The 22,885-nt window shown below is 71.4% G+C and carries 19 protein-coding genes; 12 read left to right on the top strand and 7 right to left on the bottom strand.

Annotation, left to right across the window (positions count from 1 at the left end; genetic code table 11):
* Nucleotides 1–329: 329 nt before the first annotated feature.
* The gene (locus ACBR40_RS06695) at nt 330–1,247 is read right to left on the bottom strand and encodes a hypothetical protein (protein WP_371247900.1); all 918 of its coding nucleotides are present in this window, start codon (nt 1,245–1,247) and stop codon (nt 330–332) included.
* 332 nt (nt 1,248–1,579) lie between these two features.
* On the opposite strand from ACBR40_RS06695, the gene ACBR40_RS06690 reads away from it, so the two are divergent.
* Both ACBR40_RS06690 and ACBR40_RS06685 read left to right on the top strand, forming a co-directional pair.
* Nucleotides 1,580–2,533, top strand: coding sequence for a phosphotransferase family protein (locus tag ACBR40_RS06690; protein WP_371247899.1), 954 nt, complete (start codon nt 1,580–1,582; stop codon nt 2,531–2,533).
* A gap of 298 nt (nt 2,534–2,831) precedes the next feature.
* Nucleotides 2,832–3,098, top strand: a complete 267-nt coding sequence (locus ACBR40_RS06685; RefSeq protein WP_371247898.1) for a hypothetical protein — start codon at nt 2,832–2,834, stop codon at nt 3,096–3,098.
* Nucleotides 3,099–3,105: 7 nt separating this feature from the next.
* Here ACBR40_RS06685 and ACBR40_RS06680 read toward each other — a convergent pair whose 3' ends face one another.
* Nucleotides 3,106–3,639 (bottom strand): GNAT family N-acetyltransferase, encoded by a 534-nt coding sequence (locus ACBR40_RS06680; protein ID WP_371247897.1) that lies wholly within the window; start codon nt 3,637–3,639, stop codon nt 3,106–3,108.
* Between the two features lie 58 nt (nt 3,640–3,697).
* A complete protein-coding gene (locus ACBR40_RS06675) occupies nt 3,698–4,546 on the bottom strand; it encodes a helix-turn-helix transcriptional regulator (RefSeq protein WP_344207731.1) in 849 nt (282 codons plus the stop codon).
* Between the two features lie 101 nt (nt 4,547–4,647).
* Between ACBR40_RS06675 and ACBR40_RS06670 the strand changes: the two genes are divergently transcribed.
* The gene (locus tag ACBR40_RS06670) at nt 4,648–5,412 is read left to right on the top strand and encodes an SDR family oxidoreductase (RefSeq protein WP_371247896.1); all 765 of its coding nucleotides are present in this window, start codon (nt 4,648–4,650) and stop codon (nt 5,410–5,412) included.
* 109 nt (nt 5,413–5,521) lie between these two features.
* Here ACBR40_RS06670 and ACBR40_RS06665 read toward each other — a convergent pair whose 3' ends face one another.
* Nucleotides 5,522–6,742, bottom strand: coding sequence for an aminotransferase class V-fold PLP-dependent enzyme (locus tag ACBR40_RS06665; RefSeq protein WP_371247895.1), 1,221 nt, complete (start codon nt 6,740–6,742; stop codon nt 5,522–5,524).
* Here ACBR40_RS06665 and ACBR40_RS06660 point away from each other — a divergent pair.
* The 7 genes from ACBR40_RS06660 (at nt 6,741) to ACBR40_RS06630 (ending at nt 17,338) form a co-directional block, all read left to right on the top strand.
* Entirely contained in the window at nt 6,741–8,141 is a 1,401-nt protein-coding gene (locus tag ACBR40_RS06660) for a PLP-dependent aminotransferase family protein (protein ID WP_371247894.1), read from the top strand. The two genes, ACBR40_RS06665 and ACBR40_RS06660, sit on opposite strands and share 2 nt — an antisense overlap.
* Before the next feature lie 34 nt (nt 8,142–8,175).
* Complete coding sequence (locus ACBR40_RS06655) at nt 8,176–9,216, top strand: LacI family DNA-binding transcriptional regulator (RefSeq protein ID WP_371247893.1); 1,041 nt, start codon at nt 8,176–8,178, stop codon at nt 9,214–9,216.
* A 138-nt stretch (nt 9,217–9,354) separates the two neighbouring features.
* Nucleotides 9,355–11,451 carry an alpha-galactosidase gene (locus tag ACBR40_RS06650; protein WP_371247892.1) on the top strand — a complete coding sequence of 699 codons (2,097 nt, stop codon included), beginning with the start codon at nt 9,355–9,357 and terminating at the stop codon, nt 11,449–11,451.
* 59 nt (nt 11,452–11,510) lie between these two features.
* Nucleotides 11,511–12,830: an ABC transporter substrate-binding protein gene (locus ACBR40_RS06645; RefSeq protein WP_371247891.1), complete on the top strand. Its 1,320-nt coding sequence runs from the start codon at nt 11,511–11,513 to the stop codon at nt 12,828–12,830.
* 60 nt (nt 12,831–12,890) lie between these two features.
* The gene (locus ACBR40_RS06640; protein ID WP_371247890.1) at nt 12,891–13,829 is read left to right on the top strand and encodes a carbohydrate ABC transporter permease; all 939 of its coding nucleotides are present in this window, start codon (nt 12,891–12,893) and stop codon (nt 13,827–13,829) included.
* A complete protein-coding gene (locus tag ACBR40_RS06635) occupies nt 13,826–14,701 on the top strand; it encodes a carbohydrate ABC transporter permease (protein ID WP_344207739.1) in 876 nt (291 codons plus the stop codon). Before ACBR40_RS06640 ends, ACBR40_RS06635 begins: the two co-directional genes overlap by 4 nt.
* Nucleotides 14,702–14,743: 42 nt before the next feature.
* Nucleotides 14,744–17,338: a CBM35 domain-containing protein gene (locus ACBR40_RS06630; protein WP_371247889.1), complete on the top strand. Its 2,595-nt coding sequence runs from the start codon at nt 14,744–14,746 to the stop codon at nt 17,336–17,338.
* A 158-nt stretch (nt 17,339–17,496) separates the two neighbouring features.
* Here the strand turns inward: ACBR40_RS06630 and ACBR40_RS06625 are convergent, their stop codons facing one another.
* Entirely contained in the window at nt 17,497–17,970 is a 474-nt protein-coding gene (locus ACBR40_RS06625; protein WP_371247888.1) for an Rrf2 family transcriptional regulator, read from the bottom strand.
* Nucleotides 17,971–18,136: 166 nt separating this feature from the next.
* Between ACBR40_RS06625 and ACBR40_RS06620 the strand changes: the two genes are divergently transcribed.
* Nucleotides 18,137–18,604, top strand: a complete 468-nt coding sequence (locus ACBR40_RS06620) for a carboxymuconolactone decarboxylase family protein (RefSeq protein ID WP_371247887.1) — start codon at nt 18,137–18,139, stop codon at nt 18,602–18,604.
* A 277-nt stretch (nt 18,605–18,881) separates the two neighbouring features.
* Nucleotides 18,882–20,342, top strand: coding sequence for an RICIN domain-containing protein (locus ACBR40_RS06615; RefSeq protein ID WP_371247885.1), 1,461 nt, complete (start codon nt 18,882–18,884; stop codon nt 20,340–20,342).
* Between the two features lie 98 nt (nt 20,343–20,440).
* Here the strand turns inward: ACBR40_RS06615 and ACBR40_RS06610 are convergent, their stop codons facing one another.
* Both ACBR40_RS06610 and ACBR40_RS06605 read right to left on the bottom strand, forming a co-directional pair.
* Entirely contained in the window at nt 20,441–21,919 is a 1,479-nt protein-coding gene (locus ACBR40_RS06610; RefSeq protein ID WP_371247884.1) for an MFS transporter, read from the bottom strand.
* Nucleotides 21,916–22,878, bottom strand: a complete 963-nt coding sequence (locus ACBR40_RS06605; RefSeq protein ID WP_371247883.1) for an MBL fold metallo-hydrolase — start codon at nt 22,876–22,878, stop codon at nt 21,916–21,918. Before ACBR40_RS06605 ends, ACBR40_RS06610 begins: the two co-directional genes overlap by 4 nt.
* Nucleotides 22,879–22,885: the final 7 nt, after the last annotated feature.

The following is a 22,885-nucleotide window of genomic DNA, read 5'->3' as shown; positions in this document are numbered from 1 at the left end:
GTGACCGCGATGCCCGTGCCCGCCGACCTGGCCCACCTGGTGTCCGGGACCCGGGTGCTGGACGGCGACGCGGCGCCGAGAGGGCTGCCGCAACCCACTGGTGATCTGCTGGTCATGCCCGACAGGGCGTACTGGCCGGCCGGACCCGAGACGCGCGGACGGCAGGGGACACCGCCCGCCGGACACCGCCCGCCGGTGAAGTGCTCAGCCTGGCCCGGCTCCAGGCGCCGTGCCGGGTGTCGCCTCGGCTGGGCGGAGCTGCTGAAGCGCGCTGTGGCGCAGCTGGTGGGTGGACTACGTGGCCGGCCACGGCGACCCCATGAGCTTTGTCAGCGTGGGCGATCGCCCGCCCGCAGGATGTCGGTGATCTCGTCCACCGCAGGACCTCGCCCCGGTGTCGCCTTGGGCGCGGTGATGGAGACCTTGGCCTGCCAGTTCCAGAATCGCGTGACCAGGCGCACCGAGCGGATCCGGTTGTCCCCCAGCCCGATGGAGTCGGCCTTCGTGGTCGTCTGGAAGTGCCAGCCGAGCCGGTCCGGCAGGCCACGGTCGTCGTACAGGTACTGCCACCAGATCTCATCCGTGCCAACGGCCGAAGTGCCCGCCGCCTCACGGAAGGTGGGGGAGACCCGGTAGAGCTCCTTGAGGGTGATCGTGCCGCTACGGGTGTAGATGCGCTGGTTGCGGCCGGTGGTGCGGCTCTTGTGCCATGGCGTGACCGATGAGCGGTCCGCGGTGGACAGCAGCTTGGCCAGGGTGGCCGGCTCCAGCACGTTGATGATCTGGTCACCGTACGCTGCGGCGCCCCCGCCGGCGCGGCCGGTACGGAGCCACGTGCGGGATTTCGGCAGCAGGTGGTAGAGCCAGCCCTTCGTGCTGATCATGCGCGTCGTTCCAGCGGATTTGAGCAGGCCGGCGAAATAGGCGTCTCCCTTGGCCGCCTCCTGCTTCATCAAGACCTGTCCGCTCAACTGCACGACGCGGGTGATTTCGGAGGCCGTCACGCCAGTGGCGCCCAGTTGGAGCTTGCCGCTGCCCTTCAGGCCGACACCGCCGGATATCTGCTCGCGAGTGGCGTCGTTCTGCCAGAACAGATCGGTGCCGGTGCTGCCAAGAAACTCCAGCGTGACCCCGGCATTGCGGGCCAGAAGGGCCCGTACGGCGGCCACCGGGTCGGGAGCCGCGGCGGCATGGGCGGTCGCGGGGACCGCGGTGGCGAGAGCCAGAGTCGCTATGAGGGCTTTCATGTCCTGTCCAGGGAGGGGAGCCAAGATCGCCGCCCAATTGTGGCGGAGTGTGGAAGGGCTGTCGATCTCCTTGACCGCCGGTCGACACCGAGAACGCCGAAAGCAGCGACAGAAGGCAGAGGAGAGTCTCCACCGAACCCGGGGTGATTCGGAGCCGCTTGGAGCTCGACGAGAATTCAGCCTGGTGTCTTGGTCCTGGACTCGAACCCAGGAGTGCTCGATGGCGCGGCCTGCGTCCCGGCGATCTTCCCATCCACACACAACCACGAGTGAGCGCGGCACTCCAGCGATATGGTTCGCGATCGCCCGGTAGGTCCTGATTGGCTGGGCGCGTGAGAACCCAGCGGCGTGATTGGGCAGAGCTCCCGGTCATCGTGAGGCGCGAAGTCGAACATCGGTTGGGTGCCGGCTTCCAGGGCTTCGAGGAGCGTCAAGGCGGCTTCTCCTTCGGCGTGCTCGGCGTCGCGACGCTGTCCACGGGGGAGGAGGTGTTCATCAAGGCCGTACGCGACGATGCGGCCAACGTGCAGGACTACCGGACCGAGGCTGCTGTCGCCGCCGCGTTGCCCCCGGCGGTGCCCACGCCAAGGTTGCGATTCTCGTGTGAGCTGGCCGGGTGGCTACTGCTGTGCTTCGATGTCGCGCCGGGCGCGCTGCCGCACGAACCGTGGCGGCCCGAGGAGTTGTCGGCCGCCCTGGAGGCGGTGACTGAGTGCGCTCTGCAGTTGACGCCCTCGCCGATCGGCGGCCTGCCGACACTGGGCCAGCGGATGGCGGGGCGGTGTGAGATCTGGCGGGAACTGAGGCGAAACGGCGCCCTTGGCACGGTCACCGTTGACAGCATCGGCGAATGGGAACGCAAGCACCTGTCCCGCCTCGCCTCCGTCGAAGCGACGTGGGCCGAGCTTGCCGTCGGCGATACGCTTCTGCACTTCGACCTGCGCTTCGACAACGTCATCGTCAGCCCGCGCGGGACCGCGCAGGTGGTCGACTGGGGGCGTGCCTGCATCGGCCCGGCCTGGGGCGATCTGGTCTGCCTGCTGTTGCAGTCCGATCTGGGCAACCTTCACCCCGACGACATCTTCTCGGGTCACCTGGTCGGCCGAGCCGCTGAGCCCACGCAGGTCGACGCCTTCCTCGTCGCGTTGGCCGGCTACTGGACCCACACGGCATCGTTTCCAGGTCCCGCCCATGCGCCGCATCTGCGGGACCGGCGGGAGCACTCACGGCGAGCGACGATCGGCTGGCTCCGACGCCGCTGGTCCCCAGGTGACTCCCAGAGGTAGTTGCGTGATGAGTCTTCAAAGGGCGCCGGCGTGGTTGCCGTGGCGGTCCTCGACACGGTGCACTGAGCAGCAGGCGCGAAGACCGGGACGTTGGAGGGCTCGTTGACGACAAATGAGGACGGGACGGACGCGAGGCAGGTGTTCATGGCACTGCCGACCCGAACGGATGACGACAGGACGTTGTTGCCGTCGCGTCCGATCGGCGCTGCTCGAACATCTGCGAACGGGCACCGACGGGGAGCGGGCCGGCGCTGCGCGAGCGTGGTACTGGTCGGCTCTGCCGCTTCGGCTCAGCCACGTGCGAGCGGAGACTTCGAGCACCGAGAGCCCGGCGGAGCCAGACGACCCGTCGGCCCTGATGCGGGAGTGGCACCAGGCCGCACTCCGGGAGTTCGTGAGCAACGAGCACCTGGACGTCCGGCGATGCATTCTCCCCGTGCTGCCGCTCTGGCGATCCGCGTACCCGCCGGAGCTGCATGACCTCGTGGACGCGGCGGTGTCGATCGCCCGCTCGCACCCGGACGGGTACATCCGCCATCGCGTGGAACGCCAGGTCCGTGGTTGACCACGTCTCACGTCAACGTTTTGCTCATCAGCGTGCAGACTGTCGCATAGCGCCGGATCACGCCGTCCGGGCCTTCGGCATCCCATGCGTCGGGCTCGCTGCCGTGGGCGACGTATCCGAGTCGTTCGTACAGCGCTCTCGCACGAGGATTGCTCTCCTCGACGCTCAGCTCCGCGCGGTGCAGTCCCCTGGCGATGATGCGCTGCTCGGCCGCGTGAACCAGAACGGTCCCGATGCCGCAGGACTGCAGAGCGGGGAGCACGGCCAGTTGCCAAAGAGTTCCCGCTCCTGGGCTCACCTCATAGTCCACGCCGCCGATCCCCACCGGCCGGCCGGACGGGGGGCAGACGGCCAGGTAGTCCACGACGCCGCTCCGCGCGCGCTCGAGCTCCCGCGCGACGTAAGTCAGGTGCAGAGCCGAACCGGACCACGAACACCACTGCAGATCCTCCTGGGTCAGATCACGCACTGACACATTCACGACGACAGTCGGCATCGACAGCACCTCCTTGCCGGACAGCGTCTCTGCCAGGGCCTTCACCTGGCAACCGAGTTCTCAAGCGCCGGCGCGGCGAGCCCCGCCCTGAAGCTGAGGATGCTCAGCGCTCCGCTTCCGCGAAGGGGCCGTGGCCGAGGACGGCGAGCAGCCGCAGTTTCTCGAAGTCCTCGGTGCGCGGCGCGGCGGTGAGCACGAGCAGCGTCTGGGACTGGTCCTCGGTGAACAGCGCCTGGCAGTCCAGCTCGATCGGCCCGATCTCGGGATGGACCAGCGTCTTGTGGTCCTCGAACCGCCGGACGACCTCGTGCCGTGCCCAGAGCTCGGCGAACTCCTCGCTCGTCCTCTGCAGGACGCGTACGAGCTCGCCGGCCCGCGACCGGGGCCCGCGCAGGCCGTACGCGACGCGCAGGTTCGCGACCTGGGCCCGGCTCTGCCGGTCGCGGTCGGCCTCGGGGTAGAGCGTGCGCTCCGAGGGGTCGGTGAACCAGCGGTAGATCGCGCTGCGCGCCAGGCCGGTGTGCTTGGCGGCGTCCCCGAACAGGGCGGCGGCCGGTCTGTTCTGCACCAGCGTCTCGGCCAGGTCGGACAGGATGAGCGCCGGGGTGTCGTCGAGCCGGTCGAGCACCCGCAGCAGCGCGGGCGCGACGTGCGTCGAGGCGGACAGCGTCGCGGGCGCGTTGTGCCCGGCGATTCGGTACAGGTAGTCGCGCTCGTCGCCGGTCAGCCGCAGCGCGCGGGCGAGGGAGGCCAGCATCTGCTCGCTGGGCTGGGGGCCGCGCCGCTGCTCAAGCCGCGTGTAGTAGTCGGTCGACATGACGGCGAGGGAGGCGACCTCCTCGCGCCGCAGCCCGGGGGCCCGGCGGCGGGCGCCCTCGGGCAGGCCGACGTCCCCGGGCTGGAGCGCCTCGCGGCGGCGGCGCAGGAAGTCGGCCAGTGCTGCACGGTCCATATGACCGATTATGGGGTGCGGCCGCCGGGCGAGGCAGGGATCGCCGATCCCCCGATGACCCATCTCTGCCTGCGCCTCGACGGTTCGGGAACGATCGGTACATGCACATTTCCGGAAACACCATTTTCATCCCCGGCTCCACCAGCGGCATCGGCCTCGCGCTCGCCCTTGAGCTGCAGGCCAGGGGGAACACCGTCATCGTCGGCGGCCGGCGCGCCGAACTGCTCGAACGGATCGCGGCCGAGCACCCCGGCATCCACACCGTCCAGATCGACACCACCGACCCGGCCAGTGTCGCGGACGCCGCCAAGCGGGTGCTCGCCGCGCATCCGGACCTCAACGTCCTGGTGACGATGGCCGGCGTGATGCGCGTCGAGGACTGGCGCGACCCCGCGTCGTTCCTCGCCACCGCCGAGGAGACCGTGATCACGAACGTGCTCGGCCCGATCAGGCTCATCGCCGCGTTCGTCGAGCACCTGCGCGAGCGGCCGGACGCCACGATCATGACGGTCTCCTCGGGCCTGGCGTTCGCGCCGCTCAAGGCCACGCCGAGCTACAACGCCTCGAAGGCGGCCATCCACATGCTCAGCGAGTCGATCCGGCTGCAGCTGGCCGGCACGTCGGTGAAGGTCGTGGAGCTCGTGCCGCCGTCCGTCCGCACCGCGCTGCTGCCGGGGCAGGAGGACAACGAGCACGCCATGCCGCTCGACACGTTCGTGGCGGAGGTGGTCGGGCTGATCGAGGCTCAGCCCGACGCGAAGGAGATCCAGGTCGAACGGGTGAAGTTCCTGCGCTACGGCGAGGCCCGCGGCGACTACGACCAGGTGGTCGAGACGCTCAACGCCGCCGACCCGCACGGCAAGTAGGCCGGGCGGTACGGGCCCGCGCGCCCGCGCCATGACGCGCAGGGCGCACCTCGGCCGGTGGTCACCGCGCCCCCGCGCCATGACGCGCAGGGTGCACCTCGGCCGGTGGTCACCGCGCCCCCGCGAGTTCCGCCACGGTCGCGGCGACCTCGTCGACCTCGTCCTCGGTGTTGTAGTAGTGCGGCGACAGGCGCACGCACCAGTCCACGTCCTTGTCGCCGAAGTCGTACTGGGCGAACTCGCGGAAGCTGAGCGCCGAGTTGATCTTCCGGGCGTCCAGGGCGGCCTTGAACGGCTGGGGCTGCCGGCCGTCGATGGCGAAGGTGACCAGCGCGCCCAGCCGGGCGCCCCGGTCGAGCACGCGCACCCCGGGCACCTCGGCCAGCGACCGGCGCAGCCGGGCGGCCAGCGCGGGGGTGCGGTCGGCGATGACGTCCAGGCCGACCTGCCGGGCGTAGCGCGCGGCCTCGGCGCATCCCAGCACGGCGGCGTAGGGGAACTCCCAGTCCTCGAAGCGGGCGGCCGTCTCCACCGGCTGGTAGCGGTCCTCCGCCACCCAGCGCGCGCCGTACATGTCGATGAACAGCGGCTCGTATCCGGCGCGCAGGACGCGGTCGGCGACGTAGAGGAAGCCCGTGCCCCGTGGTCCGCGCAGGAACTTGCGGCAGGTGGAGGTGAGCAGGTCGCAGCCGATCTCCTCGACGTCGATCGGGTACTGGCCGAGCGACTGGCAGGCGTCGACGAGGTAGAGCAGGTCCAGCTCGCGGCAGTGCCGGCCGATCTCGGCGACCGGCTGGACGAGACCGGAGTTGGTGGGGATGTGGGTGGCGGCGACCAGCCGGGGCCAGTGCTCGCGCATGAGCGCGGCCATGGCGTCCACGTCCACCCCGCCCTCAGGGACGTCGGGCGCGTGGATCACGCGCACGCCGTGGCGCTTGCGCAGTGACAGGAAGGCGATCTGGTTGGAGATGAAGTCGTTGCGGGTGGTCAGGATCACGTCGTCGCGCTCGAAGGGGATCGCCGACAGCGCGGTGGTGTAGGCGTGGGTGGCGCTGCTGGCGAAGGCGATGTTGCCGGGGCCGCAGTTGATCAGGGCGGCCAGTTCGTCGTAGAAGCCCCGCACCTGCTCGGCCCGGGCGGCTGCCGCCTCGTAGCCGCCGATCTGCGCTTCCAGCCGCAGGTGGTCGAGCATCGCGGTCAGCACGGACGCCGGCGCGAGGCCGCAGCCGGCGTTGTTGAAGTGCACGACGTTCGCGACGCCCGGCGTGTCGGCCCGCAGGGCCCGTAGCGATTCTGGGTTAAGGACAGAAGTGCTACCGTCATTCCTCATGAACGAGGGTAGCACTTCTGACGAATTGGCGGCGAGCCTGCGCGCGCTGGTGGCCGGCCTGGCTCCCGGCGATCGGCTGCCCAGCAGCCGCGAGCTGACCGAGAAACACCGGGTCGGTCCCGGGACGGTCTCGCGCGCCATCGCGACGCTGGCCGCCGAAGGGCTGGTGGTGACCAGGCCCGGCTCCGGCACGTTCGCCGCGCCGCGCCGCCGCGGGCCGGGCGACGAGGCCGCCGACACCTCCTGGCAGGCGGTCGCGCTGGCCGGACGTGACTACGACACGGCCAACGCCCTCGAAGCCGCGCAGTACCTCCCGGCTCAAGGGATCGCCATGTCGGGCGGCTACCTGCACGAATCCCTCCAGCCCGTACGGGCCCTGAGCGCCGCCCTGGCCCGCGCGGCCCGGCGGCCCGACGCCTGGCACCGCGCGCCGAGCGCCGGCCTGGAAGCCCTGCGGACGATCTTCGCGAGGCAGATCGGCGCCGGCCTCACCCCGCAGGACGTGCTGATCACCGGTGGCGGCCAGAGCGCGCTGTCCATGCTGTTCCGGGCGATCGTCGCGCCCGGCAGCCCGGTCCTGATGGAGTCGCCCACCTACCCGGGCGCACTGAACGCGGCCCGGGCCGCCGGGCTGCGGCCGGTCCCGGTGCCCATGGACGACGAAGGCATCCGCCTCGACCTGCTCGCCGACGCCTTCGCCATGACCGGCGCGCGGCTGCTGTACTGCCAGCCCACCTTCCACAACCCCACCGGCACGGTGCTCGCGGCCGAACGACGTGCCCGGATCGGCGACGTCGCGCACGCGGCGGGCGCCTTCCTCATCGAGGACGACTTCGCCCGCCACCTCGGTCACGGCCGCCCCGTGCCCCCACCGCTGATCACCGGCGACCGCCACGGCACGGTCATCCACCTCACCTCGCTCACCAAACCCGCCTCGCCCAGCCTGCGCATCGGGGCCGTCGCCGCCCGCGGGCCGGTGATGCGCAGGCTCCAGGGCATGCGCTACGTGGACGACTTCTTCATCGCCCGCCCCCTCCAGGAAGCCGCCGTCGAACTGCTCAGCGCCCCCGCGTGGAACCGTCACCTGCAGGCCCTCGCGGCCTCCCTGTTCGAACGATGCGCCGTGCTGGCCGGCAGCCTCGCCCGGGACCTGCCCGAATGGCACCTCACCCGGCTTCCGGCCGGCGGCCTGCACCTGTGGGTCCGCCTGCCCCCGGGATCGGACGACGCCGTGGTCGCCGAGGCGGCCCGCGCCCGCGGCGTCACGGTCAACGCCGGACACCGCTTCTTCCCGGCGGAGCCGGCCGGTCCCTGCCTGCGGCTCAGCTTCGCGGCCGCGGCCGATCCGGCCGAACTGGCCGAGGGCGTCCGCCTGCTCCGATCGGGGAACGCGGCCTGAAGATCCGTAGAGCGGCCGGGCCTACCATGTGAGCGTGACCTCGACACCCCGCCGCGCGTCCAGGAGCGCCGTCGCCGTGCCCAGCATCCGGGACGTCGCGGCCGCCGCCGGGGTGTCGTACCAGACGGTCTCGCGGGTGCTCAACGACTCGCCCAAGGTCCGCGCCGAGACCCGCGCCGCGGTGCTGGCGGCCATCGACCGGCTCGGCTTCCGGCCGAGCCGCGCCGCCCGCGCGCTCAGCCTCGGACGTGCCCGCTCCATCACCGTGGTGACGTCCAACACGGTCCTGTACGGCTACGCCGCCACCTTGCAGGGCATCGAGGAGGCCGCGCGCGCGGCCGGCCTGGCCGTCGGGATCCGCGTGGTGGAGTCGGCCGAGCCCGCCGAGGTGAAGCAGACCGTCGACGACGTCAGCGACGCCAGCGCGGGCGGCGTGGTGGTGATCGCGTTCGACCCGATGGGCGTGGCGGTGCTGGAGGCGCTGCCCCGGCACGTCCCCGCGGTGGCCGCCGCCGAGCCGGCCGCGCCCGACCGGGGCCGGGTGTCGATCGCGCTGGACGAGCGCCGCGCCGCCGCCGACGCCACCCGGCACCTGCTGGCGCTCGGCCACCGGACCGTGCACCACGTGGCGATCCCGTCGGAGGGCCGGGCGGGCGGCCGGCTGGCCGGCTGGCGCGACGCGCTGGGGGAGTCGGGCGCGCCGATCCCCGCCGTGCTCGACTGCGGCTGGGACATCGCCTCGGCCTACGCCGCCGGGCGGCGGCTGGCCGCCGAGCCGGACGTGACCGCCATCCTGTGCGGCAACGACGACATCGCCCAGGGGGTGCGCCGGGCGTTGTACGACGCGGGCAAGGCGGTGCCCGGCGACGTGAGCATCGTCGGCTTCGACGACATCCCGGGCTCGGCGTACTGGACGCCAGCGCTGACCACGGTCCGGATGGACTTCGCGGGGCTGGGGCGGGCCTGCTTCCACGCGGCCGTGGCCGAGCTGACCGGCCAGGAGCAGCCGGAGCCCGCCCTGGTCGCGCCCAGCCTGGTGGTGCGCGAGTCGACCGGCCGCCCGCGCGGCATTTAGAAACCTGCGCGTAACGATCCCGCAAACAGGTCTTCCCTCATGTCGGTGTGACCGTTCACACTGCACTTTGTGACCGGTCACACCGATGCGCCATCACTGGTCGCACGAGAGCACGGAAGCACGAAAGAGAGTCCCTTGATGCCTGCTGACGTCGTTGAGATCCTGCGCTGGGGCCACTCCGGCCTCGCCGCCGTCCTGGAGGTCCACCCGGATCGCCCGGTGGCGCTGCGCGAGCTGACCGCCGGGCCGGTCAGCGTGCGGGCGCGGGTCTCCCAGCCGGTGGTGGAGGTGCTGGTGCCCGGCGAGGGCCGGGCGCGCGCCTCGCAGCGGCTCTCGGAGACCGCGGTGGGCTGCCGGCTGCGCTACGCCGGGTCCGAGCAGTCCAGCGCGGACGGCTGGCACGAGCTGCGGGTGCGGATGCGGGACGAGGTGTCCGGGCTGGCCGCCGAGCTGACCCTGCGCTCGCCCGACGGCGTGCCGGCCGTGCAGGCGTCGGTGCGGGTGACGAACCAGGGCGAGGAGCCGGTGCTGCTGCTGGCCGTGACCTCCTTCGCCGCGGGCTTCCTCGGCCTGCCGGCCGCCGATCTGGACGTCCTGTACGGCGACAGCGACTGGCTGGGCGAGAACCGCTGGACCAGCAGGCCGCTCGCCGACCACGTGCCCGACCTCGGCCTGATCGGGCACGGCCAGCACGGCAAGAGCGTCTTCGCGCTGACCAGCACCGGCACCTGGTCGAGCGGGAGGCACGTGCCGATGGGCGGGCTGAGCGAGCGGCGTACCGGCCGGACCTGGCTGTGGCAGATCGAGCACAACGGCGCGTGGCGGTGGGAGGCAGGCGACCGGATGGACGGCGCGTACGTCGCGCTGTCCGGCCCCACCGATCCCGACCACCAGTGGAGCGAGCTGCTGGCGCCCGGCGAGTCGTTCGTCACCGTGCCCGTCTCGGTCGCCGTCTCCGACGACGGCGTGGAGGGCGCCGCGGCGGCGCTGACCGCCCACCGTCGCGCGCTGCTGCGTCCCCATCCGGACCGGCCGGCGCTGCCGGTCGTGTTCAACGACTACATGAACACGCTGATGGGCGACCCGACGACGGACAAGCTGCTGCCGCTCATCGACGCCGCCGCCGCGGCCGGCGCGGAGGTCTTCTGCGTGGACGCCGGCTGGTACGACGACGGCGGCGACTGGTGGGACAGCGTGGGGGAGTGGCTGCCGTCCCGGTCCCGCTTCCCGCGCGGCCTGGAGGAGGTGCTGGCCAGGATCGCCGGGCACGGCATGACGGCCGGGCTGTGGCTGGAGCCGGAGGTGATCGGCGTACGCAGCCCGATGGCCGGCAAGCTGCCCGCCGAGGCGTTCCTCCAGCGCGGCGGCGTGCGCCTGGCCGAGCACGGCCGCCACCACCTGGACCTGCGCCATCCGGCGGCCGTAGCGCACCTGGACCAGGTGGTGGACCGGCTGGTCGAGGAGCTCGGCGTCGGCTACTTCAAGCTCGACTACAACGTCAACCCCGGCGCGGGCACCGACGTCGGCGCCACGAGCGTCGGCGCGGGGCTGCTCGCCCACAACCGGGCGCACCTGGCCTGGCTGGAGGGCGTGCTGGACCGCCATCCGCACCTGGTGCTGGAGAACTGCGGCTCGGGCGCGATGCGCATGGACTACGCGATGCTCTCGCGCCTGCAGCTCCAGTCCACCAGCGACCAGCAGGACTTCCTCCGCTATCCGCCGATCGCGGTCGCGGCCCCGCTGTCGATGCTGCCCGAGCAGGCCGCCAACTGGGCCTACCCCCAGCCCGGGATGACGGACGAGGAGATCGCCTTCACGATGTGCACCGGCATCATGGGCCGGCTCTACCTGTCGGGCAACCTGCACCGGATGACGCCGGAGCAGCTCGCCCTGGTCCGGGACGGCGTACGGCTCCACCAGAGCCTGCGCCCGGACCTGCTGCGCGCCACGCCGTGCTGGCCGCTCGGCCTGCCCGGCTGGGACGACCCGTGGCTCGCCCTCGGCCTGCGCACGGAACACGGCACCCACCTCGGGATCTGGCGCAGGCCGGGAGCCGCCGAGACCACCGTGCTGCGCCTGCCCCACCTGGCCGGGCGCGACCTGCGCGCGCAGGCCGCCTATCCGGCGCCCCAGGAGGGCTGGTCCGCCGCCTGGAACCCGCGGACCGCGGAGCTGACCGTCACGGCGACGGTCCCCGCGCCTACCGCCCGAATTCTGCACCTTCGTCCCTACTAACCTCCCTAAAGGGATGTTCGACGCCAAAGGCGGGCGAACATGGATAAAGGAAGCAAACCGTGAAGCTCGTACCGCGTGTCGCCGCCGTCGCGGCCCTCGCCCTGGCCGTCGCGGCCTGCAGCGATCCCTCCGCCGGCCCCGCCGCGCCGGCCGCAGGCAGCTCCCCGGCCGCCTGGCCGTCGCCCACCGCCCGGCTGGACGGGGTCACGTTGACCATCTGGGCCGCCCAGAACAGCAACACCGTGCCCAAAGCCGTCACCGACGCCTTCACCCAGGCCACCGGCGCCAAGGTCGAGGTCGTCACCATCCCCGACCCGTACGAGCAGGGCGTGCAGACCAAGGTCGCCACCGGCGACAAGCCCGACCTGGCCTTCTGGCAGCCGACGGCGTCCATGCTCACCGCGCTCAACGCCCGCGCCAACCTGCAGCCCCTCGACGGCGCGCCCTGGGTCGAGTCGCTGTCGCCGGAGCTGCGCGACATCACCGGCCTGCTGGACAAGACCCGCTACGCCGCGCTCGTCACCAGCCCCGCCGTCGAGGGCGTCTACTACAACAAGCAGGTCTTCGCCGCCCAGGGCATCAAGGAGACGCCCAAGAACTTCGACGAGATGCTGGAGGTCGCCCGCACGCTCAAGGGCAAGGGCGTCACCCCGTTCTTCGAGATGGCCGGCGACAAGTGGGCCACCCAGTGGTGGGTGCAGGTCCAGCTCGCCGACGCCGCCAAGGACGGCCTGTGGGACCGGGTCAACACCGGCAAGGAGACCTTCGAGGACAAGACGGTCCTGGACGCCATCAAGAAGTACAAGGCGCTCATCGACGAGGGCCTGTTCAACTCCGACATCAAGACCGCCAAGTTCGAGGACCAGGGCGAGGCGCTGCTGTCCGGCAAGGCCGCCATGGCGATCCAGGTCAACTCGTTCTTCGGCCAGCTCCAGGCCAAGGCCGACACCGCCGAGCTGGACGAGAAGATCGGCTTCTTCCCGATCTCGCCCAGCGGCAACGTCGGCACCTCCATCCCCGACCAGTCCAACGCGCTGGTCGCCTTCCGCACCGGCGACGACAAGCGGGAGGCCGCGGCCCGGCAGCTGCTGGCGTACTGGATGGGGCCCGGCTACGCCGCCTTCGTCGCCGACCGCAAGACCGTGTCGCTGCGCCCGGACGTGCCCACGCCCGACGGCGTGCCGCAGGCGCTGCGGGACGTGCACGCCTCGCTCGGCCAGTCGGTCGGCTCCATGCAGTCGCTGGCCGTCGCCAACCCGGACCTCTACCTCAACCTGGCCGACATGATCACCGGCAGCCTGACGCCCGAGCAGGTGGCCGCCGCCACCCAGAAGCAGTTCGCCCAGCTCGCCAAGGCCGCCGGCGCCACCGGCTTCTGACCGCACCGGCGGGAGGCGGCCCCCGGCCTCCCGCCCCTTCCTCACACCCCCAAGGAGCCGATGGTGCCGACCGGCCAGCAGACGCTCACCCGCCCAGCACGCCGCGTCCCGGCCGCCCGACCGGCTGCGGTCGCGCGCAACCGCACCCATCCGATGTGGTTCCTCGTCCCGGCGTTCGTGATCCTGTTCGTGTTCTTCTTCCTGCCGACCCTGTTCAACTTCGTCTACGCCTTCACCGACTGGTCCAGCTTCAAGAGCGACATCCGCCCGGTCGGCTTCGACAACTTCACCGACCTGCTGTCGGACGGCACCCTGTTCAGCGCCCTGCGCATCACCGTGATCTACGCCGCCCTGGTCGCGCTGCTTCAGAACCTGTTCGGCTTCGGCCTGGCGGTGCTGCTGGAGAAGGACACCTGGCTCAACCGGGCCGCCCGCATCGTCTTCGTCGTCCCGGTGCTGATGTCCGCGCTCGCCGTCGGCTACCTCTTCCAGGCCCTGCTCAAGCCCGACGGCAGCCTCAACGACCTGCTGTCGGCCGTCACCGGGCAGCAGGTGGAGATCGCCTGGCTGGGCAGCACCACCTGGACGCTCGTGCTGGCCGCGGCCATCCACGCCTGGAAGTGGATGGGCCTGTCCATGCTCATCTACCTGGCCGGGCTCAAGACCGTGCCCGAGGACGTCACCGAGGCCGCCCGCATCGACGGCGCCAGCGGATGGCAGGCGTTCTGGGCGGTGCGCTTCCCGCTGCTGGCCCCCGCGATCACCTTCAACGTGGCCACCGCCCTGCTCGGCTCCATGAACGGCTTCGACATCGTGCAGGCGCTCACCGGCGGCGGCCCGGCCCGCAGCACCGAGATCCTCAACATCTTCATCTACCGCACCTTCGGCCAGGGCCTGTTCGCCCAGGCCACCACCATGAGCCTGGTGCTGTTCCTCATGGTCGCGCTGCTGGCCTTCCCGGTCATCCGCGTCCTGCGCAAGAGGGAGGACATCCTGTGACCGCCCCCGTCTACGGCGCGCCGCGCCGCCGCGTCACCCGCCCGCCGGTCGCGCGCGGCTGGGCCGCGCGGCTGCGGCCCGCCGCCGTCGTCGCGCTCGTCGCGCTCGTCATGGGCGTGCCGCTGTGGCTGGTCGTGGTCACCGCGGGCAAGTCGCAGGGCGAGGCGCTGTCGCCGGACCTGTCCCTGCCCTCGCGCTGGCAGCTCTGGGACAACCTGGCCCAGGTCTGGCAGCAGGGCGAGGTGCCCAAGGCGTTCCTCGGCAGCGTGCTCGTGGTCGCGCCGTCGGTCGCTCTGGTGCTGGCGTTCGGCTCGATGGCCTCCTGGATCCTGGCCCGCCGCGCCAGCCGGCTCAACGCCGTGCTGTACGCCCTGGCCATCAGCGGCATCGTGCTGCCGCCCGCCGTCGTCACCATCGTGCTCCTGCTGCGCCAGCTCGGCCTGGCCGGCAGCCCGGTCGGCATGATCGGCGTCTACGTCGGCATCTACATGTCCACGGTGATCTTCTTCGTCACCGGGTTCGTCCGTACCGTGCCGCTGTCGCTGGAGGAGGCCGCGCGGATGGACGGCGCCGGTCCCGTGCGGGTGTTCTTCTCCGTCATCCTGCCGCTGCTGCGGCCGGTGCTGGCCACCGCGACCATCCTCATCTGCCTGTACGTCTGGAACGACGTCTTCTACGCCTTCTTCGTCATCGGCGGCCGGCTCGACACGCTTCCGCTGAACCTGTTCCAGGTCGCCAACGCCGGCCTCTACCTCAACAACTGGCACCTGATCTTCGCCTACATCATCCTCATGAGCCTGCCGCTGCTGGTCGTCTTCGCCGTCGCCCAGCGGAAGATCATCTCCGGCATCACCGGCGGCGCCGTCAAGTAGCCGGCCCGCCCGTCCCCCCATCCCCCCATGAGAGAGGACGTCATGCCCCGACCCCAGCCCCGAGCACGCGCGGCCACCGCTGCCGCCGCGTTGGCTCTCGCCTCACTGACCGCCGTCCCGGCCCACGCCGCCGCCCCCGACGTGGTGGCGGTGGACTTCGCCCAGCGCACCGGCCCGGTGCACGGCGGCGCGACCGGCATGCTGTACGGACTGTCGGACCCCGGCGTGCCCGGCGACTCCCTCCTCGCCGGCGCCCGGCCGCGTACGATCGCGCAGAAGGCCCCGGACGGCGACCAGCACCCCAACGGCGACGCGCTCAAGGTCGCCGACGGCTTCTTCGCCGCGGGCGGCGAGGAGATCGTCGTCTACATGCAGGACGTCTACAGCCAGTGGCCCTACGAGAACCGCGGCATCGACGACTACCTCGCCAAGGTGGACACGATGGTCCGCAAGGTCGTGCGCGAGCGACCGAAGGACAAGGGCAAGTTCGTCTGGGTGCCGTTCAACGAGCCCGACGGCATCTGGTACCAGAACTGGAGCACCTCGAAACAGAAGTTCTTCAGCGACTGGAAGGCGGTGTTCGAGCGCATCCGCTCCATCGACCCCGCCGCCCGCATCGTCGGCCCCAACGAGGCCAACTACAACCCCGGCCGCCTGCGCGACTTCCTCACCTGGGCCAAGGCCACCTCGTGCGCCGGCGACCAGCAGGGCAACTGCCTGCCCGACATCATGGCCTGGCACGAGCTGTCGCGCAGCCGGCTCGCCGACTACCGCGGCCACTACGAGGACTACCGCCGGATGGAGCGCGAGCTCGGCATCGGCCCGCTGCCCATCAACATCGACGAGTACGGCAACCGCCGCGACATGTCCGTCCCCGGGCAGATCATCCAGTGGATCTCCCTGTTCGAGGACACCAAGGTCGACGCCGACATGGCCTACTGGACCTACGCCGGCAACCTCGACGACCACGCCGTGCGCACCCGCCAGGCCAACGGCGGCTGGTGGCTGCTCAAGTGGTACGCGGACCTGACCGGGCAGACGGTCAGGACCACCCCGCCGCAGATCGACGTGGCCGACACCGTGCAGGCGGTCGCCGCCATCGACGAGCCCGCCCGGCGCGGCACCGTCCTGGTCGGCGGCGGCTCGCAGCCCGTCCGCCTCGACGTCTCCGGCCTCGCGGCCGCCGTCTTCGGCCCGCAGGTCGACGTCCTGGTCTCCAGGACGACGTGGAGCGGATACGAGGGCGACGCGCTCAAGCCGCCGGTCGTCGCCGCGCGGCGGACCGCCGTACGGGACGGGCGCATCCAGGTGGACCTGCCCGGCGGGGACGTGATGGCCGCCTACCGGGTCACGATCGTGCCCTCCACCGGGGCCGCGCCCGCCACGGACGCGCCGTGGAGCACGTCGGTGGAGGCCGAGTCGGCCACCCTCACCGCCGCGCAGGCGTTCGACCAGGACACCACCGCGGACCCGCAGCTCTACGCCACCTCCGGCAGGCGCGACGTCGGCGCCATGAACCAGACCGGCTCGGCCGTGACGTTCTCGGTCACCGTTCCCCGCGACGGCCGCTACCGGCTCGGCATCCTCCAGGGCGCCAACAAGATCCCCGGCAGGCACGCGCTCTTCGTGGACGGCAGGCTCGACCGGATCGTGCAGTACTCGGCCAACCTGAGCTGGACCTACCGGGGGCGCACCGACGTGGAGCTGACGCTGGCCGCCGGCACCCACCAGCTGTCCCTGCGTACCAGCGCCGACGGGGCCACGCGGCTGCCCGGCAGTGACATCACGCTCGACAGGTTCGACCTCACCGAGGTCACCGGGGCGGAGCGGGCCGCGTATCCGGCCGACGAGGCGCGGCTGTCGGGCGGGGCGCGGATCACCCGCGAGGGGAAGGGGCCGGCGATCGCCCTCGGCGGCGGCGCCCGCGCCACCTTCTTCGTCGCCGCCGGCCAGGACGGCTACCACGACCTGACCCTCTCCTACAAGGCGAGCGCCGCCGGCGACCTGGGGGTCCGCCTCGACGGCCGCGAGGTGCGCGGCCTGCGGGCCACCCGCCCGGGCGAGGCCGCCTCCCGCGCCCGGATCTACCTGCCGGCCGGCGTCTCCAAGGTCGAGGTGAGCGGCCCGGCCGGGCTGGAGCTGCGCGAGCTCACCACGGTCAGGACCGCGCAGGCCGACACCGCGATCCACCGGGTCGAGGCCGAGCAGGCGCGCCTGGCCGGCACGGCGAAGGCGGTCACCGTCCCCGCCACGAGCGCGTCCAACGCCTCCGGCGGCGTGTACGTGGGCGACCTCGGCAACGGCGCGGGCAACACGCTGACCCTCACCCGCCCGGCCGGGTTCGGCGCCGGCGAGTACGTCCTGCTCACCCACTACGCCAACGCCGACCGCAACACAGGGCACCCGTACAACACCGACGTCATCAGCCGCTTCCTCGACATCACCGAGACCGGCGGCGCGACGACGCGCGGCGTGTTCCGGCACAACTACGCCTGGGACAACTTCTGGCCCCAGGCCACGCCGCTCACCCTCACCACCCAGGCCGGCGCGCTCGTCCTCGGCAACGCGGGCGCCTACGGGCCGAACGTGGACCGGCTGGAGCTCGCCCGCCTCGTCCTGGAGGTCCAGAACGGCTGACCGCCGGCGGGGCACTCGTGACGACGTAGGGGACGCTGTCGACGATCGCCGACAGCGTCCCCGAGACGCCGAGCGGCCCTATCGTGGTCGGCTCCGGCCTCCTGGCCGTCACGCCCGCCTGACTCGGCCATCCCCACGTGTTGCCGCGTCGCCGTCGCTCAGCCGTGCAGCCACTCCCGGGCCTGCGCGAGGATCTCAGGTGGCGTCGTACGGTTGACGTCCGTGACCAGATCGGCGATGGTGACCCCGCGCAGCGACTCCCGCCAGGCGCGGTCGGCGGATTCCATCGTGCGGGCGATCGGGCAGGGAGTGTCGCACCGCTCCGCCGGCACGGCCATCGGCCCCCGCTGACGCACTTCCGTACACCTGAACGCCGGCTCGACGCCGTCGATCGCCTCGACCACGTCCAGCACGGTGATCTCAGTCGCGGCCCGGGTCAGCACATAGCCGCCGGACTGGCCCAGCGTTGAGCGCACGAGCCCTGCGCGGGACAGCAACTGCAGCTGTTTGGCCAGGTAGCTCTGCGAAACGTCGTGCAACTCGGCGAGCTTGGCCGCCGGCACCGGCGCCCCCGCCCCGCTCAGCACGACACAGCAGTGCAAGCCCCACTCGACCCCGCCGGACATCTTCATGCGCCCAGCCTACTTGACTCGGACAACTCTTATCCGAATAGAATCTCGGACAACAATTATCCGAATTCAAGGCGTCGAGTCGCCGACGGTTCTCGTGACTCCCGCCGATGCGCCGTCGGCGCACGCCGGCCTCGACGACGCGATGCCCACGCCTCAAGGAGAAACCATGACGACCCACGTGCACACCGGTGAGCCCCGCCTCGACCTGCGGACGGTCGCTCCCAAGGCCGCCAAGGCGCTCTACGCCGCGGACCAGGCGATTCTCGCCTCGCCGCTCGACCCGACCATCCGGGAGCTGGTCAAGCTGCGTACTTCACAGATCAATAACTGCGTGCACTGCATCGACCTGCACAGCCACGATGCGCTGGAGCAGGGCGAATCGCTGAACCGCATCATCCAGCTGTCCGCGTGGCGCGAATCGGCGCTGTTCACCCCAGCGGAGCGGGCGGCGCTCGAGTACACCGAGGCCGCGACGACGCTGACCCCGCACGGCGTCAGCGACGAGATCTGGGCCGGCGTCCGCAACCTCATGACCGACGAGGAACTCGGCGCGCTGGTCGTCCAGGTGGCTCTGATGAACGCCTTCAACCGGTTCGGAGTCCCGCTGCAGATACCGGCGCGGCCCCGCGATTAGTCCTGCCGCTGTGCTCGTCCTCGGCAACGTGGGCGCCTACGGGCCGAACGTGGACCGGCTGGAGCTCGCCCGCCACGCCCCTGCGGGACTGGGCCTTTCCTCGATGCTGTGTTAGCGCTAACTTGACTGTGTCAGACGGATTTCTCTCCGGGCGGCCGTCAACGATCACGCGGTGAGCGACGCCCGCACGGAGAGAACCATGACAGGCACCACGTCTCGTCGCGCCCGCCCGACCGCGCGACCGATCGCCACGACGACGCACGAGAGGGGTTCCTTCATGGACACATCCCGAGGCAGGCGGCTGCTCGCCGGGCTGGCGGCCCTGGTGCTGCTGCCGATCACCGTGGTGAGCTTATGGACGACGCCCGCGGCGGCCGCGACCAGTCAGTTCCGCGGCATGAACTGGGCGGTGCTGGGCGACAACTTCAGCACCGCCCCGCTCGTCGTCGACGGGCTGAGCGGCTCCGACAGCTACGCCACCGTGCAGGCCAAGGCCAACGCGCTGTACGACGACATGCAGTCCACCCTCGGCGTGAACACCGTCCGCCTGCCGATCAACACCCACACCGTCGGCACCGCCTGGTGGAACGCCTACCGTGGCGCCGTCGACGCCGCCACGGCGCGCGGATGGAAGGTCATCCTCGCCTACTGGGAGGACGGCGCCGCCTCCGGGGGCCGCATCACCAACCTGGCGGCCTGGAACTCGATGTGGTCGACCGTGACCTCCCAGTACGGATCGAACGCTCTCGTGTACTTCGAGCCGATGAACGAGCCCCACGGCTACAGCTCCGCCGAGTGGCGCAACCTCGCCGCCGACTGGCTGACCTCCCACTACTCGGCTCCGCCGAACCGGGTGCTCGTCGGCGGCACCGGCTACAGCCAGGACCTCCGTGACCTGTGCAACGACTCGCGTTTCGCCGGCACGCTGTTCTCGTTCCACCACTACGCGTTCTTCTACTCCGCGAACACGTACGACGGCTGGCGGTCCCACGTCCAGACGCGCCTCGGCGCCTGCGCCTCCCGGGCGGTCGTGACCGAGTTCGGGGCTCCGATGAACAACGGCCTGAACTACGCCGACGCGAACAGCACCGACAACTTCGTCCGCCACATCCGCGCCGTCACCCAGGTGATGCGGGACAACGCCATGGGCGGCACCTACTGGCCGGCCATCGGCGGCAAGCCCGGCGACATCGGCTACGACTGGTACGCGATGTACGCCAAGAGCGGCAGCGGCACCGCCCTCGACCTCACGATCCGCAACCAGTCCGGCGCGACCCGCCTGCGCTACGGCTGGGGTGACGCCGTCGACGGCGGCGGCGGCCCCACGACGACCCAGATCGTCAACCAGAACTCCGGCAAGTGCGTCGACGTCCTGCAGGCCTCGACCGGGAACGCCGCCGAGATCATCCAGTACACCTGCACCGGCGCCGCCAACCAGCAGTGGCAACTGCGCGATCTCGGCAACGGCTACCACAACCTCGTGGCGCAGCACTCCGGCAAGTGCCTCGACGTCAACAACGCCTCCACCGCCGACAACGCGGCCGTCATCCAGTACACGTGCGGCAGCGGCACCAACCAGCAGTGGCAGCTCCGCGCCGTGCCCGGCACGAACTACGTCGAGATCGTCGCCCGGCACTCGGGCAAGTGCCTCGACGTGTCCGGCCAGTCGACGGCGAACAGCGCCCGCCTCCAGCAGTACGCCTGCTGGGGCGGCGCCAACCAGCACTGGGACGCCTGAGGCCACACCACACGAAGCGGACCGGCCGTCCGGCACGTTGACGTGAACGGCCCTCCTCGACAGCCAGGCTGCTCAACTGCGCCGGCGGCCCGTCCAGCCTAGGCGTGCTTCTCGCCGCCGGCCCGGTGCCGTGGCCTGCCGGGCGGGCGGGGCCGGGGCAGGAAGACGGCCGCGAGCAGGCCGATCGCCATCGCGCCCGTCGCGACAAGGAAGGAAACGCGGAAGCCGTGCAGGGTGGGGACGGTGACGCCGTTCACCTGGTGCGCGGTGCCGGCGAGGACCGTGGCGATGACGGCGCCGGCGACCGAGGAGCCGATCGAGCGCATCAGCGTGTTGAGGGCGTTGGCCGAGCCCGCTTCCGAGGCGGGGGCCGCGTCGGCGATCAGGGCTGGGAGGGCGGAGTAGGCGAGACCGATGCCGACGCCCAGGATCGCCGTGATGACGAGGCTCTGCCAGGGGGCGCTCAGCAGCCCGAGGCCGGCGCCGTAGCCGAGCGCGATGACCATCATGCCGAGGATCAGGGCGGCCTTGGGGGACAGTGCCGCGGACAACCGGGCGTAGAGGGGGGCCGTGAGCAGCATGGTCAGGCCGAGCGGCACCATGCACAGGCCGGCGACCACCATGGACTGGCCGAACCCGTGGCCGGTGCTCGTCGGCATCTGGAGGAGCTGGGGAAGAACCAGCGACACCACCAGAAAGGAGGCGCCGACCATGATCGAGGCGAGGTTGGTGAAGAGCGCCGCGGGGCGGGCCGTGGTGCGGAGGTTCACCAGCGGTGTCTCGAGCCGTAGCTCCATGACCCCCCACAGGACGAGGACGACGGCCGCCGCGGCGAACAGCCCGAGGGTGGCGCCGGAGGTCCAGCCCCAGGCGCCGCCCTTGCTGACCGGCAGCAGGAAGAGGACGAGACCGGCGGACAGCCCGATCGCGCCGAGGACGTCGAAAGTGCCTGGCACGCGGGCCGAGGACTCGGGGACGACAAGGAGGGTGAGGGCGATGCAGAGGACGCCGAGGCCGGCGGAGCCGTAGAAGAGGGCGTGCCAGTCGAGGTGCTGGGCGACCAGGGCCGCCGCGGGCAGGGCGAGACTGCTGCCGATGCCCATGGATGAGCTCACCAGGGCCATCGCCATGCCGAGCTTCTCGCGGGGGAGCAGGTCGCGCATCAGGCCGAGGCCGAGGGGTACCGCGCTCATCGCGAGACCCTGGAGCGTCCGGCCCGCGATCATCACGTACAGGTCGCTGGTGAGGGCGCTGACGAGTGCGCCGCCGACCATCGCCCCGAGGCCGAGGACCAGCATGCGGCGCTTGCCGTGAAGGTCGCCGAGGCGGCCCATGATCGGCGTGGCGACGGAGCCGGCGAGCAGGGTCGAGGTGATGACCCAGCTCGCGTCGTCCGGCTCGGCGCCCAGCAGATGTGGCAGGTCCTTGAGCACCGGGATGAGCAGGGTCTGCATCACCGAGACCACGATGCCCACGAAGGCGAGCACCGGAACGAGAGCGCCGCTCGTCGCTCTGGGCGCGGGAGGGGCGGACGGCGTGGGCGTCGTGGGCGTGCGGGTCATGGGCGTGCGGGTCATGAGGGACGGTCCCCGGACCGGGGGGTACGGGGTGCCGGATTCGCCGGGCCGGCCGCTGCCCAGGGGCCGAGGGCGAACCCGGCGCCCTTCCGCCGGACCTCCACGGCGCCCGCGCCGCCGAAGTGCGCGGGGACGAGCAGTTCCCTTACGTCGGCCGCCCGCCCGAGGATCCGCCGGCGGCTGGCCGCCGCTTGTCGAGGGGCCAGGCAGGCGTTGCTGTTGAGGCAGGGGTCGAGGATCTGCACCGGGCTGTGCAGAAGATCTCCGACGAAGACCGCCCGGTCGCCGCCGGAGGCGAGTCGCAGCACCGACGAGCCGGGAGTGTGGCCGGGGGCGGATTCCAGGGTGAGGTGTTCGTCGATGCGGTGGTGGCCGTCCCACAACACGGCCTGTCCGGCCCGGTGGACGGGTGCGACGCTGTCCTCGTAGATCAGGCGGTCGGCCTCCTGCGCGCCGTTGCCGTACGCGTTGTCCGGGCCGTAGTGGAAGTCGTCGGCGGCTGGAATGAGGTACTGGGCGTTGGGGAACGCCGGCACCCACTGCCCATCCTCGTCGAGGGTGTTCCAGCCGACGTGATCGACGTGCAAGTGGGTGTTGATCACGACATCGACGTCCTGTGGGTGAACGCCGGCTCTCGCCAGGAGGTCAAGGAACTCACTCCGAGCCTGGTGGAACGGCCCCATGCCCGGTCGTTCGCGCCCGTTGCCCGCTCCGGTGTCGACCAGGACCGTCCGCCCGCCGCTGCGCAGCACCCAGCTCTGCAGGGCGGTCACCAGCAGGCCGCTGTCCGGCTCCCAGTGATCCGGCGCCAGCCAGTCCTCGTTGTCCTTCCACACCTCGCCACCGGCTTCCGCGAAGAAGGCGGAGGGGGGCAGGAATGGGGCGTGCCACTCGACGACCCGGATGATCTCGACGTCCCCCAGGGTCATGCGCTGCGCACTCTTGTCGTCGTTCGTCATGGGAACG

The organism is Nonomuraea sp. AD125B, from assembly GCF_041402765.1.
GTDB classification, from domain to species: domain Bacteria; phylum Actinomycetota; class Actinomycetes; order Streptosporangiales; family Streptosporangiaceae; genus Nonomuraea; species Nonomuraea bangladeshensis.
This window is presented reverse-complemented; position numbering and strand designations above follow the sequence as displayed.